15 protein-coding genes are annotated in these 15,054 nt (G+C 73.1%); 12 read left to right on the top strand and 3 right to left on the bottom strand.

Annotated features, from left to right (window positions below; all coding sequences use genetic code 11):
- Positions 1–48: 48 nt before the first annotated feature.
- Genes QYS60_RS22260 through QYS60_RS22245 form a run of 4 tightly spaced genes read left to right on the top strand, consistent with a single transcriptional unit; the run spans position 49 to position 3,488 of the window.
- Entirely contained in the window at positions 49–1,905 is a 1,857-nt protein-coding gene (locus QYS60_RS22260; protein ID WP_371384302.1) for an ABC transporter family substrate-binding protein, read from the top strand.
- Positions 1,902–2,789, top strand: coding sequence for an N-acetyl-1-D-myo-inositol-2-amino-2-deoxy-alpha-D-glucopyranoside deacetylase (mshB, locus tag QYS60_RS22255; protein ID WP_289382466.1), 888 nt, complete (start codon positions 1,902–1,904; stop codon positions 2,787–2,789). The genes QYS60_RS22260 and mshB overlap by 4 nt, the downstream gene beginning before the upstream one ends.
- Before the next feature lie 50 nt (positions 2,790–2,839).
- Positions 2,840–2,998 (top strand): hypothetical protein, encoded by a 159-nt coding sequence (locus QYS60_RS22250; protein WP_003936058.1) that lies wholly within the window; start codon positions 2,840–2,842, stop codon positions 2,996–2,998.
- A gap of 52 nt (positions 2,999–3,050) precedes the next feature.
- Positions 3,051–3,488: a hypothetical protein gene (locus tag QYS60_RS22245; RefSeq protein ID WP_289382465.1), complete on the top strand. Its 438-nt coding sequence runs from the start codon at positions 3,051–3,053 to the stop codon at positions 3,486–3,488.
- Here the strand turns inward: QYS60_RS22245 and QYS60_RS22240 are convergent.
- The 3 genes from QYS60_RS22240 to QYS60_RS22230 are packed head-to-tail and all read right to left on the bottom strand — an operon-like array spanning position 3,451 to position 6,277.
- A complete protein-coding gene (locus QYS60_RS22240) occupies positions 3,451–4,188 on the bottom strand; it encodes a uracil-DNA glycosylase (protein WP_289382463.1) in 738 nt (245 codons plus the stop codon). The genes QYS60_RS22245 and QYS60_RS22240 overlap by 38 nt on opposite strands.
- Positions 4,185–5,738 carry a PH domain-containing protein gene (locus QYS60_RS22235; RefSeq protein ID WP_371384301.1) on the bottom strand — a complete coding sequence of 518 codons (1,554 nt, stop codon included), beginning with the start codon at positions 5,736–5,738 and terminating at the stop codon, positions 4,185–4,187. The genes QYS60_RS22240 and QYS60_RS22235 overlap by 4 nt, the downstream gene beginning before the upstream one ends.
- On the bottom strand, positions 5,735–6,277 hold the full coding sequence (locus QYS60_RS22230; protein WP_289379537.1) for a PH domain-containing protein: 543 nt from the start codon (positions 6,275–6,277) through the stop codon (positions 5,735–5,737). The genes QYS60_RS22235 and QYS60_RS22230 overlap by 4 nt, the downstream gene beginning before the upstream one ends.
- Positions 6,278–6,387: 110 nt before the next feature.
- Here QYS60_RS22230 and QYS60_RS22225 point away from each other — a divergent pair, with 110 nt between their 5' ends.
- The 8 genes from QYS60_RS22225 (at position 6,388) to QYS60_RS22190 (ending at position 15,053) form a co-directional block, all read left to right on the top strand.
- On the top strand, positions 6,388–6,576 hold the full coding sequence (locus QYS60_RS22225; RefSeq protein ID WP_003936063.1) for a hypothetical protein: 189 nt from the start codon (positions 6,388–6,390) through the stop codon (positions 6,574–6,576).
- Between the two features lie 60 nt (positions 6,577–6,636).
- A complete protein-coding gene (locus tag QYS60_RS22220) occupies positions 6,637–9,264 on the top strand; it encodes a bifunctional FO biosynthesis protein CofGH (protein WP_371384300.1) in 2,628 nt (875 codons plus the stop codon).
- A complete protein-coding gene (locus QYS60_RS22215; RefSeq protein WP_371384299.1) occupies positions 9,261–9,962 on the top strand; it encodes a hypothetical protein in 702 nt (233 codons plus the stop codon). Before QYS60_RS22220 ends, QYS60_RS22215 begins: the two co-directional genes overlap by 4 nt.
- 129 nt (positions 9,963–10,091) lie before the next feature.
- The gene (gene fdxA, locus QYS60_RS22210) at positions 10,092–10,415 is read left to right on the top strand and encodes a ferredoxin (protein ID WP_003936066.1); all 324 of its coding nucleotides are present in this window, start codon (positions 10,092–10,094) and stop codon (positions 10,413–10,415) included.
- Positions 10,415–11,536, top strand: coding sequence for a succinyldiaminopimelate transaminase (gene dapC / locus QYS60_RS22205; protein ID WP_371384298.1), 1,122 nt, complete (start codon positions 10,415–10,417; stop codon positions 11,534–11,536). Before fdxA ends, dapC begins: the two co-directional genes overlap by 1 nt.
- A gap of 112 nt (positions 11,537–11,648) precedes the next feature.
- On the top strand, positions 11,649–13,289 hold the full coding sequence (gene pruA / locus QYS60_RS22200) for an L-glutamate gamma-semialdehyde dehydrogenase (protein WP_289379540.1): 1,641 nt from the start codon (positions 11,649–11,651) through the stop codon (positions 13,287–13,289).
- Positions 13,286–14,305 (top strand): proline dehydrogenase family protein, encoded by a 1,020-nt coding sequence (locus QYS60_RS22195; RefSeq protein WP_371384297.1) that lies wholly within the window; start codon positions 13,286–13,288, stop codon positions 14,303–14,305. The genes pruA and QYS60_RS22195 overlap by 4 nt, the downstream gene beginning before the upstream one ends.
- Positions 14,306–14,381: 76 nt before the next feature.
- Positions 14,382–15,053 (top strand): rhomboid family intramembrane serine protease, encoded by a 672-nt coding sequence (locus QYS60_RS22190; RefSeq protein ID WP_371384296.1) that lies wholly within the window; start codon positions 14,382–14,384, stop codon positions 15,051–15,053.
- Position 15,054: the final 1 nt, after the last annotated feature.

Below are 15,054 nucleotides of genomic sequence, written 5' to 3'. Positions count from 1 at the left end.
CGCCCCCCCCCCCCCCCACCGCCGCATCCCGCAGGGAAGGGAGGCCGGATGCGCAGGTTCGCCGGGATCACCGCCGTTGCCGCGGTGCTGGGATTGTCGGCGTGCACCGCCGATCCACCGCCGCCGATCGAGCAGACCGAACCCACCCGGACCCCCGCCCCGGTGCCTCAGCTCAACACCGTCGTGGTGGCGGTCGACGATGTGGGCGCCGGGTTCAATCCGCACCTGCTCGCCGACCAGTCGCCGGTCGGCAATACGGTCGCCGGGATGGTGCTGCCGAGCGCGTTCCGGCCCGTGCCCGATCCCGCGCGGCCCGGTGCCTCGGTGTGGATGCTCGACGAGTCCGTCCTCGTGTCGGCCGAAGTCACCTCGCAGGCGCCGTTCACCATCACCTATCAGGTCCGCGACGAAGCGCAGTGGTCCGACAGTGCACCCATCGCCGCCGAGGACTTCCGGTACCTGTGGCAGCAGATGATCACCGAGCCCGGTGTGGTCGATCCCGCCGGCTACCGTCTCATCGAGGACGTCGGATCCTCCGGCGGCGGCAAGACCGTCACCGTCACCCTGCGCGAGCCCTACCCGGCGTGGCGGGAACTGTTCACCCACCTCCTGCCGGCTCACCTGGTCAAGGACACGCCGGGCGGGTTCGCCACGAGCCTCGCCGAATCGATCCCGGTGTCCGGAGGGCAGTTCCACGTCAAGTCCGTCGACCGAGGGCGGGGCGAGATCCTGCTCGAACGCAACGACCGCTTCTGGGGGACCCCGGCCCGGCCCGACCGGATCCTGTTGCGGCGCGGCGGAACCGACGCGCAGCTCGCCGAGTCCATGCGCACCGGCGACGCCCAGGTCGCGCAGATGCACGGCGGGGGCTCCGCGCTGCTCGCCCAGCTCGGCGCGATCCCGCACGTGCGCACCGGCACCCAGCTCCAGCCTCGCGTCCTGGAGCTGACCCTCAACGGCCGCACGGCCGAGTTCGCGGATCCACGCGTGCGCCGCGCCGTCCTCGGACTTCTCGACCCGGATCTGCTGGCCACCGTCGCGGCCGGCACGGAATCGGCCGTGGTCGCGGCCCGGGCGCAGGTACTCGCCCCGTCCGACCCCGGATACGCCCCGAGCCTGCCGCCGCGCCCGGGCCGTGAGGAGTCCCTCGAGCTCCTCGCCGCGGCCGGTTACGTACCGGCCGACCCGGCGACGGTCGAAGCCACCCGCACGCCGGTACCGGAAGCGGCGACGACCGGGCTGCTCGCCCAGGGTGAGACGCCCCTGGCGCTCGTGCTGGGCGTGCCGGAGAACTCCCCGGTGGCCGACGCCGTCGCCCACACCGCCGCAGACCAGCTGCGCGGAGCCGGCGTCGCGGCCACCGTGACCACCCTGCCACCCGACGAGCTCTACGGCGACGCACTCGTCCGGGGAACCGTGCACGCCGTGGTCGGCTGGACCCGCGCCGGCGGCGACCCCGCCACGGCCGCGATGTCCCGATTCGGTTGTCCACCGGCGATTCCCGGGCCGGGGAGCGCCCCGGCCGGGCCGGATCCGGTGCCCACTCCGGAGCTCGCCCCGGACGGTGACACCGTTCCCGAGGGTGACACCGCTCCCGAGGGTGAGAGTCCCGACGACGAGATCGAAGCCGCCGAGGCGCAGCTCGCCGCACCGAGCAACGTGTCCGGGGTGTGCGACCCCGCCCTCGAATCCGAACTCGCCGGCGCCCTGCGCGGCGCCGGCGACGTGCCCGCCGTCCTGACCGGCGCCCAGCCGAAGCTGTGGGACCTCGCGGTCACCCTGCCGATCGTGCAGGACCGCACCGTGATCGCCGCGGGACCCGGCGTCGAGGGCGTGACGCTGACCGGTGCGATCCCCGCCGGGCCCCTGTCCGACGCGCAGAACTGGTGGAGGACCACACCGTGACCGACCGAACCGACCCCGCGTCGAGGCGCCTGCTGCTGGTGCACGCCCACCCCGACGACGAATCCATCACCACGGGCGGGACGATCGCGCACTACGCCGCTCAGGGGGCCGAGGTCACCGTCGTGACGTGCACCCTCGGGGAGGAAGGCGAGGTCATCGGGGACGAGTGGGCCCAGCTCACCGCCGACCGCGCCGATCAGCTCGGCGGTTACCGCATCCACGAACTCGGCCGGGCGCTGGCCGCCCTCGGCGTGCCCGCCCCGCGCTTCCTCGGCGGTGCCGGGCACTGGCGCGATTCCGGGATGGCCGGGACCCCGTCGGCTGCGAACCCCCGGGCCTGGGTGAATGCCGACCGTGACGAGGCGGTGGCCGCACTGGTCGCGGTGATCCGCGAACTGCGCCCGCACGTGGTGATCACCTACGACCCGATGGGTGGCTACGGCCACCCCGACCACATCCGGGTGCATCACGTCGTGACCGCGGCGGTCGAGGCCGCGGGGACCGACGCCTACCCGCACGCCGGCTCGCCGTGGGACCCGGCGAAGCTCTACTGGACCGTCACCGAGGCGAGCGCCCTGCGCCGCGGCGTCGAGAACATGACCGACCTGCCCGACGGGTGGCGGCGGCCCGGCCCCGACGAACTGCCGAGCGTGCCCGACGACCGGGTCACCACCGTCGTCGACGTCGCCGACGTGCTCGGCGCCAAGCGAGCGGCGCTGGCGGCGCACGCGACCCAGGTGCTCGTGGCGCCCGGCGGCGCACAGTTCACCCTGTCCAACCTCGTCGCGCAGCCCGTGCTGGACCAGGAGCACTACGTACTGGCCCGCGGCGACCGCGGCCCCGGCCCCGGGCGTGAGCGTGACCTCTTCGCCGGGCTGGGTTAGTGTGACCACGAGCACCGGAAAGGTGATCACGGTCACACGAGAGGGTTCCGATGTACAACTGGTCCGTCCAGAACCAGATCGTCGCATTCGTCGATTCGCTGCGTCCCTACGCGGACCAGATCAATGCCGCCTACTACCAGGCGCTCTACGGCTTCGCGGACCAGGCCAGCGACGTGCTCACGCTCATGGGCTACCCGCCCGTGCCGTGATCGGCCGGGACCCGGTGCCCACGGACCCGCGCCCGTGGCGCACTATCGAACCATGACGGTCGATCCCGCCACCACCGCCACGCAGGTCCCCGCGCCGCCGGCGGCGAAGCCGCGCACGGGCATCGTCGCCCTGCTGACCTTCGACGGTTTCCTGTGCGCGCTGCTGTCCGTGTTCTTCCTCGGCCTGTACATCGGCACCGTGCCGTTCCCCGTCACGATCGTGCTGGCCGGCGTGGCGAACGTGCTGCTGGTGATGGCGATGCGCGCCGAAACCGGGTCCACCTCGCGCGCGGCCTGGCCGCTGCTCGCGTGGATCGTCGGGTTCGTCGTGTGCCTGGCGGGCGGCCCCGGCGGCGATCAGCTCCTCGTCGCCGACTGGCGGACCCTGCTGCTGCCGGTCGGCGCACTCGCCCCCGCCGGTTTGTACCTGTTCGTCGCTCGCATGGCCGCCCTCACGAGTGCAGTCCGGCAGCCCGCGCCGCGTCCGTGAGCACGGCGGTGAGCATGGCCGGGGTGAGCCGGCCGGTGAACGTGTTCTGCTGGCTCACGTGATAGCAACCGAACACGTGTAACGGCCCGCGGTCCGCGGCGTCGCCGCGCGGCAGCAGTTCCACGCCCGCCCCGTGCCCGAATCGGGGGCGTGGACGCGGCACGACCCAGCCGGCGTCGTCGAGGACCGGGAACAGGGCCTGCCAGCCGAAGCCGCCGAGCACCACGATCGAGCGCAACGTCGGCGTCAGCAGCTGCAGCTCCGCATCGAGCCAGGTGCGGCACGTGTCCCGCTCCTGCGGCGTCGGCCGGTTGGCGGGGGGCGCGCAGTGCACCGGCGACGTGACGCGGGTACCGAACAGCTCGAGGCCGTCGCCGCGGTGCGTCGCGGTGGGCTGCGACGCCAGGCCCGCCGCGTGCAGCGCGGCGTAGAGGAAGTCGCCCGAGCGGTCGCCGGTGAACATCCGCCCGGTCCGGTTGCCGCCGTGCGCGGCCGGGGCCAGGCCGACGATCAGCAGGGACGCGTCCGCCGGACCGAACCCGGGCACGGGACGCGCCCAGTACTCTTCGTCGCGGTAGGCGGCCCGCTTGTCCCGGCCCACCTGCTCGCGCCACGCGACCAGGCGCGGGCAGGCCCGGCACTCGATCAGGCGGGCGTCGAGCGTGGCCAGGTCGCACGGCCGGCCGATGTCCGGGTTCATCGGCACACCCAGGCGTCGCCGGCGCCGGGTGTGACCGCCTCGACCAGCGCCCACGCCTGCTCGGCGGGTAGATCCACGACCTCGTAGCGGCCCGTGCCGGCCGGCGTCGCGGCGACGACGGTCGCCACTCCGGCGCGGCGCTGGAAGAACGACTGCCGCACCGTCCAGCCGATGATGCCGTCCGCCTCGAGCGAGACGCGGCGCCGATCCAGTGAGCCCCCGCGGGTGATCAACCACGCCGGCGCGTCCGTCGTTCCGGCACCGAGCACGGCGTGACCCAGGCTGCGGTAGCGATCCCACGCCAGCCCCACCGCCCCCGCCGCGACGACCGCGACCACCGGCCCCCACACCGCCACCGGCACCGTGCGGCCGGTGACCGCGACCGCCGTCGCAGCCGCCGCGACGGCCAGGGCCACGGGCAGCAGCGCCCGGGTGAATCGTCGTCGCCGCGCCGCCGGCCCGTGCGCACGCAGCGGGGCGTCGAGCTGACGGGTGTCGCGCAGCACCGCCGCCGCGACCCGTCGCGCCTCGGCGGACGGCGCGGGCGGCAGCAGCAACGACGACTCGCCGTGCTCGGCGGCGACACCGGTCATCACCGCGTCGAGCCGGGCACCGCCGGCCAGGCGCAGCGCCAGCGGCTCGCGGAGGCTCACCCCGCGCAGACGGCGCCGATCCAGGGTGGTGTGGCGGTGCCGCAGCAGGCCGTGCCCGACGCGCAGCATCCGTCCGTCGTCGGTGACCGACAGGTCCGCGTACAGCAGCACGTAGCGCACGCACGCCGCCAGGCTCGCCACCACGACGAGGACGAGCAGACCGAGCGCGGCGGCGACGAACGGCCCGACGGCCTCGACCGACGACAGCCCACGCTCGACGGTGGCGGACTCACCGAGCCGCTCGGCGAGTCCGTACTGGAAGGCCAGTCCCACCACCGCGGCGACGGTGACCAGCCCGGTGGTCGAGAACGGGGCGTAGCGCACCCAGCCCGGTCGGAACCGGGCGACCTCGGTCTCGGCGGGCACGACCGCCCCGGACTCCTCGGCCGGCGTCCCCGGGTGCGTGCCGAGCAGGGCGTCGCGCAGCGCCGGCACGGCGCCGATCGCCAGGCCGTTCAGCTCGAACCGATTGCGGTCCCGGCCGGCGCCGGTGCGCTGCCCGGTCCCGAGCCGGACCACCGCCAGCCCGAGCAACCGGTGCAGCAGACGCTGCTCGACGTCCACCGACCGGATGCGGCTGCGCGGCACCGACAGCAGCTGACGTTGCAGCAGGCCGCGGCGCAGTTCCACGTGCACCGGCCCGATCCGGTAGGTCGTGGTGAACCAGCGCAACACGCCGATCCCCACCAGCAGTCCGGCCACCGCCAGACCCCAGCCGTGATTGCCGCTGCTGCTGCCGAGCACCACGGACGCCACCAGCACGGGCAGCAGCCGCAGCACCTCCTCGACGGGGTGGATCAGCAGCATCCGCGGATCGAGCCGCAACCACGGCTGCTCGGCCTCGGCGGCGAGGGCGGCGGCGTCGGACCGCTCCGGCGGGACGGGGACGTCGCTCACGTGGCATCCGCCTGGGTGCTGCCGGCGATCGCGGTGAGCCGCGCGGCGGTGGCGTCGGCGACCCCGACGTCGAGGGCGGTGATCTCGACCGCCCCGGCGGACGAGGCGGTGGTGACGGTCACGGTGGCGAGACCGAGCCACCGGTCGATCGGCCCCCGCTCCGTGTCGACGGTCTGGATCCGGGAGATCGGCGCGATCCGGCGCTCCTGGGTGAACCATCCCGAGCGCGTGTACACCGCGGTGTCGGTGATCTCCCAGCGGTGCACCCGATACCGCCACAGCGGCATCACGCCGACGTGCGCGACGGCGAGGACCGCGGTGACCACGGCGGCGGCGACGTGCCAACCCGGATGCCGGCCGGACTCGACGATCGCCCACACCACCTGGGCGGCGACGACCGGTAGCCACAGCAGTGCCGCGCCCACCGCCCACAGCAGCCGCGCTCTCGGGCTGGGGCGCCACGCGGGCTCGGCCATGGTCACCGGCGCCGGCGGGGCAGCCCAGCCGACGGCGGTGGGCGGGGGAGCGTCCCGGGTCACGTGGTTCTCCTCGTCGGTGGTGTCCTGTCGGTTCCAGGCTAAGCTGATCGGCGAGCAGACCCGGCACCGCTGCGACCGGGTTCGGAGTCGACACGAGGAGGAGGACCGCCGTGACCGAATCATCGGAGACCACCGAATTCACAGAAGCGCCCGAGGCGGATCGGATCGAACAGGAGATGCCGGCGGAGGACGAACCGGCCGACGACGAGGTGACCTCGGTGCCACTCGAGGTGGAGCCCGCGGATGCTCTGGAACAGAGCCGGGTCGTCCCGGGCGACGAGGATTATCCGCGCGAGTGAGTCCGCCGGGGACGTGGCCCCGAGGTGGCATGGGTCCGGCGGGTGGCGCATGATCGGCCAATGACCGATTCGACCCACGACGGTGCCACCCCCGCGACGTTGCCCCTGCCCACGGTCCGCGCCGGCGCGGGCGGGCCCGCCTCGTCCGCGACGGATCCGGCGAGAGTGTCGCCGTCGGGCATGCGACGGGCGTTGCGCCGGGCGCGGGACGGGGCGACGCTCAACGTCGACGAGGCCGCGATCCTGCTCTCGGCGCGGGGATCGGACCTCGAGGACCTGTGCGCCTCGGCCGCCCGGGTGCGCGACGCCGGTCTGCTCGCGGCGGGCCGGCCGGGCACGGTCACGTACTCCCGCAAGGTGTTCGTCCCGATCACCCGGCTGTGCCGGGACCGCTGCCACTACTGCACGTTCGTGACCGTGCCGGGCAAGCTGCGCGCCGCCGGGCACGGGATGTACCTCGAACCCGACGAGATCCTCGACATCGCCCGACGTGGATCCGAATTAGGTTGCAAGGAAGCGCTTTTCACGCTCGGTGACCGGCCGGAGGACCGCTGGACCGAGGCGCGGCAGTGGCTCGACGAGCGGGGCTACGACTCGACCCTCGACTATGTGCGCGCGATGGCGATCCGGGTGCTCGAGGAGACCGGGCTGCTGCCGCATCTGAACCCCGGCGTGATGAGCTGGGCCGAGATGTCCCGGCTCAAGCCGGTGGCCCCGTCGATGGGCATGATGCTCGAGACCACGTCGACCCGGTTGTTCACCGAGAAGGGGGAGTGCCACCACGGCAGCCCCGACAAGGATCCGGCGGTGCGCCTGCAGGTGCTCACCGACGCGGGCCGGCTGTCGGTGCCGTTCACCACGGGCATCCTCGTCGGTATCGGCGAGACGCTCACCGAGCGCGCCGAGTCGATCGCGGCGATCCGCAAGTCCCACAAGGCGTTCGGGCACATCCAGGAAGTGATCGTGCAGAACTTCCGGGCCAAGGACGACACCGCGATGCGCGAGCACGACGACGCCGGGATCGACGAGTTCCGGGCCGCCATCGCCGTGGCCCGGCTCGTGCTCGGACCGTCCGTACGCATCCAGGCGCCGCCGAACCTCGTCGCCGCCGACGAGTGCCGCGCGCTGCTCGCCGCGGGCGTCGACGACTGGGGCGGGGTCTCACCCCTGACCCCGGACCACGTCAACCCGGAACGGCCGTGGCCGAACCTGGATCTGCTCGCGCAGCTCAGTGCCGACGCCGGGTTCACCCTCACCGAGCGGATCGCGGCCCAGCCGCAGTACGTCCTGGCGGGACAGCCGTGGATCGACCCGCGGATCGGTGCCCACGTCCGAGCGCTGGCGGACCCGGAGACCGGTCTGGCCCGGGACGTGACCCCGCAGGGACACCCGTGGCAGGAGCCCGACCTCGACTGGGAGTCCAGCGGTCGCGTGGATCTGAACTCCGGGATCGACGTCACCGGTCGCAACACCGAGTACCGCTCCGACCTCGGCAGCGCGTTCGGCGACTGGGACACCGTGCGCGAGCAGGTCCTCGCGCTCGGGGCGCACGCCCCGGTGCGGTTGGACGGGGACGTGCTCTCCGCGCTGCGCGCCGCCGAGAAGGACCCGGCCGGATGTACCGACGCCCAGTACGTCGCCCTCGCGCACGCGGACGGGCCGGGTCTCGAGGCGGTCGTCGCCCTGGCCGACCAGCTGCGCCGCGACGCGGTCGGCGACGACGTCACCTACGTGATCAACCGGAACATCAACTTCACCAACATCTGCTACACCGGCTGCCGGTTCTGCGCGTTCGCGCAGCGCAAGGGCGACGCCGACGCGTTCACCCTGTCCACGTCCGAGGTCGCGGACCGCGCGTGGGAGGCGCACGTCGCCGGCGCAACCGAGGTGTGCATGCAGGGCGGAATCGACCCGGAACTGCCCGTCACCGGTTACGCCGACCTGGTCCGCGCGGTCAAGGAGCGGGTGCCGTCGATGCACGTGCACGCGTTCTCCCCGATGGAGATCGCCAACGGCGTCGCCCGCAGCGGCATGTCGGTGCGCGACTGGCTGACCGAGTTGCGGGAGGCCGGCCTCGACACGATCCCCGGCACCGCCGCGGAGATCCTCGACGACGAGGTCCGCTGGGTGCTCACCAAGGGCAAGCTGCCCACCGCGGAGTGGATCGAGGTGGTCACCACCGCGCACGAGGTGGGGCTGCGGTCCAGCTCGACGATGATGTACGGCCACGTCGACCAGCCGCACCACTGGGTGGGGCACCTGAACGTGCTGCGCGGGATCCAGGACCGCACCGGCGGTTTCACGGAGTTCGTGCTGCTGCCGTTCGTGCACCAGTCGTCGCCGCTGTACCTGGCCGGCGCGTCGCGGCCGGGGCCGACGATGCGCGACAACCGCGCCGCGCACGCGCTGGCCCGGATCATGCTGCACGGCCGGATCGACAACATCCAGACCAGCTGGGTCAAGCTCGGTGTCGCCGGTACGCAGGCGATGCTGCAGGGCGGTGCCAACGACCTCGGCGGCACCCTGATGGAGGAGACGATCTCCCGGATGGCCGGCTCCCAGCACGGTTCGGAGAAGACCGTCGCCGAACTCGAGGCGATCGCCGAGGGGATCGGCCGGCCGGCCCGCCGACGGACCACCGCCTACGCGCCGGTCGACGGGGGCGCCCTGAGCGGGGCACGCCCGTGACCCCCAGGCTGGGCGACGGGGTCGTCGCGGCGGCTCTGGACGCGACCGCAGCCGGTTTCGGACCGCTGTTCGGCCTGGCGTATCTCGACCCGTTCGGGATCAAGGCCCGCACCTTCGGCCCGACGGTGCGGGAGCGGACGGCGGTCGAGCAGGTGCTCGATGCGGCCGCGGCCCTGCTCGACGCCGGTCGCGTGCCGGGCACGGCGGCGTGGGCGGACGCCTCGGAACAGGAGCGGGTGGACTGGTGGATCGGCGGGCTCGGGTCGGTCTCGACGCTGCCCGTCGCGTTCCCGGGGATGCTCGGTGTGCTGGGCCGGATGCTGCCGTTGCAGGACGCCCTCGGCTTCCTCAACCAGGCGGTCGTGCTGCTCGCCGTCGCCCGGGAACGGGGAATCGACGACCGCGACCGTCAGGTACGGATGCTTGCGGCCGTGCTGTGCCGCCGCGATCTGCGCGACGGCGGCGACGCGGGGACGGTGCTGTCGTGGGTGCGGCGTCCCGTGCGGTCGACGATCGACCTGGTCCGGGCGGTGAACGCGGAACTCGCCCGACGTCCGCAGCCGGCCGGTGCGTGGCGTGCGCTCGGGGTACTGCCGCTGGTCGGGGCGCTGGCCGGATACGTCGGTGAACGGGCGGCCCTGTCCCGGGCCGCGGCGGACGGCCAGCAGTGGCTGGGCGCCCACCCGGTACCGGACTAGTCAGGGCACCCTAACTCGGAGGGCGGTGCCCGCGGCGGGGGATACTGGACGGCGACGGACGCGGAGCGCGCCCCGATTCGGCGTGACCGTGCAGGTGGGCGGGCTACCAGAGAGGCAGGGAGAACACCAGTGACGTACACGATTGCGGAACCGTGCGTGGACGTGTTGGACAAGGCGTGCATCGAAGAATGCCCGGTGGACTGCATCTACGAGGGCGGTCGCATGCTGTACATCCATCCGGACGAGTGCGTGGACTGCGGTGCCTGCGAGCCGGTGTGCCCCGTCGAGGCGATCTTCTACGAGGACGACGTGCCGGACGAGTGGAACGCGTACGTCAAGGCCAACGTCGACTTCTTCGACGATCTCGGGTCCCCGGGCGGTGCCGCCAAGCTCGGCAAGGTCGACTACGACCCGCCGTTCGTGAAGGCGCTGCCGCCCATGGGCGAGGAATAGTGATCGGCGGTACCGTGACGCGCACTCGTCGTTCGGTGGCCGCGAGCCTGCCGGACTTTCCGTGGGACTCGCTGACCGCCGCGAAGGAGAAGGCGGCCGCGCACCCGGACGGCATCGTCAACCTCTCGGTGGGTACGCCCGTCGATCCGGTCGCGCCGATCATCCGTGACGCGCTGCTCGCCGTCGCCGAGGTGCCCGGCTACCCGACCACGCACGGCACCGACGAGCTGCGGGCCGCCGCCGTCGGTGCGCTGGCCCGCCGCTACGGCGTCACCGGCATCGACGAGTCCGCGATCCTGCCGGCCGTCGGCACCAAGGAGATGATCGCCTGGCTGCCGAGCCTCCTCGGCCTCGGCGGCAGCGACCTCGTGGTGATCCCCGAGCTGGCGTACCCGACGTACGAGGTGGGCGCACTGCTCGCGGGCACCCGGATCATCCGTGCCGACGGGCTCAACCGGCTGGGACCCGAGGGCGCGGCGCTGGTGTTCGTGAACTCGCCGTCGAACCCCACGGGCAAGGTGCTCGGCCTCGAACACCTGCGCAAGGTGGTGGACTGGGCCCGCAGCCGCGACGCGATCGTCGTCTCCGACGAGTGCTACCTGGGCCTGACCTGGGAGGGTGAGGCGCTGTCCGTCCTGCACCCGAGCGTGTGCGACGGCGACCACACCAACCTGCTCGCCGTGCACTCGCTGTCGAAGACGTCCAACCTGGCCAGCTACCGGGCCGGCTTCGTCACCGGCGACGCCGGACTCGTCGCCGACCTGCTCGAGGTGCGCAAGCACGCGGGAATGATGGTGCCGCTGCCGATCCAGTCGGCGATGACCGCCGCCCTGAACGACGACGCGCACGAGAACGCGCAACGCGAGCTGTACCGCGCGCGCCGCGAGATCCTGCTCGCGGCCGTCCGCGGCGCCGGGTTCACCGTCGACCATTCCGAGGCCGGCCTCTACCTGTGGGCGGGCCGGGGCGAGGAGTGCCGCGCGACGGTCGACTGGTTCGCCGAACGCGGGATCCTCGTGGCACCCGGTGAGTTCTACGGTCCCGGGGGCGTCCAGCACGTGCGGATCGCGCTGACCGCCTCCGACGAGCGGATCGCCGCCGCCGCACGACGACTGGCGTAAGCCGTGCTCGGCGGTGGACCCACCACCGCCGAGCAGCGGAAGCGCTGTTGCCCGAGCAGGATTGCCGTATGCGGGGCGGAGTTCGGCGCTACCCTGGGCCCAGGGAGGCCCCATGGACGCCGTCACTGCAGTTCCTGCGCCGGCCAACGAGCCGGTCCACACCTACGCCCCCGGCAGCCCGGAGCGGGAGCGGATCACCGCCAAGCTCAAGGAGCTCGCGGCCGAACCGGTGGACGTCTCGCACGTCGTCGGCGGCGAGCACGTGCACGGTGAGGGCGATCGCTTCGACATCGTGCAGCCCCACAACCATCGTGCGGTGCTCGGCACGCTGCGCAACGCCACCCCCGCGGACGCGACGGCGGCCGTCGAGGCGGCGACGGCCGCGGCCCCCGCGTGGCGGGAGATGTCGTTCGATGCCCGCGCGGCCGTCCTGTTGCGGGCCGCCGATCTGCTCGCCGGGCCGTGGCGCGAGACCCTCGCGGCCGCGACCATGCTCGGCCAGTCCAAGTCGGTGCAGCAGGCGGAGATCGACGCGCCGTGCGAACTCGTCGACTTCTGGCGGTTCAACGTGCACTTCGCCCGCACACTGCTCGCCGATCAGCCCTCTTCGTCACCCGGCGTGTGGAACCGGATGGACTACCGGCCGCTCGAGGGCTTCGTGTATGCGATCACCCCGTTCAACTTCACCGCGATCGCCGGGAACCTGCCCACGGCGCCGGCGCTGCTGGGCAACACCGTGGTCTGGAAGCCCGCACCGACGCAGTCCCTGGCGGCGTACTGGACGATGCGCCTGCTCGAGGCGGCGGGGATGCCGCCCGGCGTGATCAACCTGATCACCGGGGACGGCCGGGTCGCGTCGGAGGTGCTCCTGCGCGATCGGCGCCTCGCCGGTATCCACTTCACCGGATCGACCCGGACGTTCCAGCATCTGTGGCGGGAGGTCGGGTCCCGTATCGACGGCTACCGCACGTATCCGCGGCTGGTGGGGGAGACGGGCGGCAAGGACTTCGTCCTCGCGCATCCGTCGGCCGATCCGGGCGTGCTGTCCACCGCCCTGATCCGGGGAGCCTTCGAATACCAGGGTCAGAAGTGCTCGGCGGCCTCGCGGGCGTTCGTGCCCCGCTCCCTGTGGCGGCGCATGCGCACCGAGTTCCTCGACGAGGTCGAGAGCCTGACCTACGGCGACGTGACCGATCTGTCGAACTTCGGTGGCGCCCTGATCGACCGGACCGCCTACGAGAAGGTCGTCGGCGCCCTCGAGCGGGCCCGCGACCGCGAGTCGATCGAGATCGCCGTGGGCGGTGGGTACGACCAGTGGGTCGGCTGGTTCGTGCGGCCCACCGTCCTGCTCACCGACGATCCGGGTGACGAGTCGATGTGCACGGAGTACTTCGGTCCGGTGCTGAGCGTGTACGTCTACGACGACGCGGAGCCGGACGCGTGGGCGCGCGTGCTCGACCTCGTCGACCGGGGCGCCCCCTACGCGCTCACCGGTTCGGTGATCGCCGAGGACCGTGCCGCGGTCGAGGAGGCCACCGCCGCGCTGCGGTTCGCGGCGGGCAACTTCTACGTCAACGACAAACCCACCGGCGCGGTCGTGGGGCAGCAGCCCTTCGGCGGGGGACGGGCGTCCGGCACCGACGACAAGGCGGGTTCGCCGTTGAACCTGCTGCGCTGGGTGTCGGCGCGGACGATCAAGGAGACGTTCGTGCCGCCCACCGACTACCGGTATCCCCACATGAAGGGCGGGTGAGGTCCGTGGTCTCGGCGAAACCGGTGCCGTCGCCGCCCGTGCCGTCGCGGGCGTTGCCGCGGCTGGCGTCGAACCCGCTGCGGCCGGTGATCCTCGCGGCGGCCAAGTCGTCGCGCGTCCGGGCGCTGATCACCGCGGCGCCGCCGACCCGGCGGCTCGTCGACCGGTTCGTCGCCGGCGACACCCGCGCCGACGCCTTGGCCGCGACGAAAGCTCTGCTCGACACGGGTCGTTCGGTCAGCATCGACCACCTCGGTGAGGACACCACCGATCGCGCCCAGGCCCGGGCGATCGTCGCGGAATACGAGGCGCTGATCGCCGACCTGGCCCCGTCGGCCGGCACCGGCGCGCCGGTGCCGGCGGTGGAGGTGTCGGTCAAGCTCACCGCCTTGGGCCTGGCGCTCGGCGCCGAAGGTCCCGCCGTCGCGCTCGGGCACGCCCGGCAGATCTGCGCGGCCGCCGCCGAGGCCGGGGTGTGGGTCACCGTCGACGCCGAGGACCACACCACCACCGACGCCACCCTGTCGATCGTGCGGCGGCTGCGGGAGGACTACCCGTGGGTGGGTGCCGTGCTGCAGGCCTACCTGCACCGCACCGAGGCGGACTGCCGGGAGCTGTCCGGCCCGGGGTCGCGGGTGCGGCTGTGCAAGGGTGCCTACCGCGAACCGGCGTCGGTGGCGTACCAGGACGCCGCCGAGGTGAACGCTTCCTATCTGCGCTGCCTGCGGGTGCTCATGGCCGGGCAGGGCTATCCGATGGTGGCGTCGCACGACCCGGCGATCGTGGCGGCCGTGGACCCGCTCGCCGCCGAGCACGCCCGCGGCCCCGACGGATTCGAGCATCAGATGCTGTACGGGATCCGCGACCTCGAACAGCGCCGGCTCGCCGACGCCGGGTACCGCATGCGGGTGTACGTCCCCTACGGGGCGCAGTGGTACGGGTACCTGATGCGGCGGCTCGCGGAGCGGCCCTCGAACCTGAGGTTCTTCCTGCGCTCGGTGGTGTCCCGGGATTGACGACCCCGCGCCGGGAGAGCGGACCCACCGTCGCCGGAACCGGACGCCGGGTACGTCCGCAGGTACATTGACGCCCGTGAGCACCTCCGACGCCGACCCCGGTTCGGTGCTCCTGCTCGTCCTCGTCGCGGCGCTCGCGGTGCTGCTCGCCCAGCGCCGACTCGCGGTGCCGCCGGGACGGCTGCTGTGGCCACCGCCGGTGACGGCGCTCGTGCTGTGGCTCGTCGTCGCGGTCCCGTCACTGCTGCGTCTGGCCGTGCCGTCGCTGCTCGGAACGTTCGGCCGTGATCCGCTGCGGATCCGCGCCGAGGACGAATGGTGGCGGGTGCTGACCTCGGTGCTCGTGCAGGACGGCGGCGTGCTCGGCACCGTCGTCGGCCTGCTTCTCCTCGCCGTCGTCGCGACCGTCGCGGTGCGGGTGTGGGGACCGGGCCGGACGATCGGGTTGTTCGTGGTGAGCCAGCTGCTGTTCGGGCTGTTCACCGCATTCGTCTCCCCGTCGACCGGGGCGGGCAGCTCCGGTGCGTCGTTCGCGGTCGCCGGATCGATCGCGGGCCTGTGGCTGGCGGTCGGTGCCCGCGGAGCCGTGCTCGCCGCCGCCGTCGGCAGCTGCCTGGCCGGCGCGGTGCTGGTGATGGCCGGTGACGGGCACGGTGTGGCCGTCCTCGTCGGTGTGCTGCTCGGTGCGGTGCTCGGGACGGTGGCGCCGCCGCGCCGCGCCGCCCTCTCGGCGGCTGTGCGATCCTGAC

This window comes from Rhodococcus sp. GXMU-t2271 (genome assembly GCF_041414735.1).
In the GTDB taxonomy this organism is placed as follows: domain Bacteria; phylum Actinomycetota; class Actinomycetes; order Mycobacteriales; family Mycobacteriaceae; genus Rhodococcus; species Rhodococcus indonesiensis.
The sequence above is the reverse complement of the archived record's forward strand: the minus strand, read 5'-3'. Positions and strand labels throughout refer to the sequence as shown.

What these genes read in the sequence shown, in the direction of transcription:
- QYS60_RS22250 (WP_003936058.1), top strand. Translation starts at nt 2,840, where the DNA reads ATGTACAACTGGTCCGTCCAGAACCAGATCGTCGCATTCGTCGATTCG.
- QYS60_RS22220 (WP_371384300.1), top strand. Translation starts at nt 6,637, where the DNA reads ATGACCGATTCGACCCACGACGGTGCCACCCCCGCGACGTTGCCCCTG.
- QYS60_RS22260 (WP_371384302.1), top strand. Translation starts at nt 49, where the DNA reads ATGCGCAGGTTCGCCGGGATCACCGCCGTTGCCGCGGTGCTGGGATTG.
- QYS60_RS22240 (WP_289382463.1), bottom strand. Translation starts at nt 4,188, where the DNA reads ATGAACCCGGACATCGGCCGGCCGTGCGACCTGGCCACGCTCGACGCC.
- QYS60_RS22245 (WP_289382465.1), top strand. Translation starts at nt 3,051, where the DNA reads ATGACGGTCGATCCCGCCACCACCGCCACGCAGGTCCCCGCGCCGCCG.
- pruA (WP_289379540.1), top strand. Translation starts at nt 11,649, where the DNA reads ATGGACGCCGTCACTGCAGTTCCTGCGCCGGCCAACGAGCCGGTCCAC.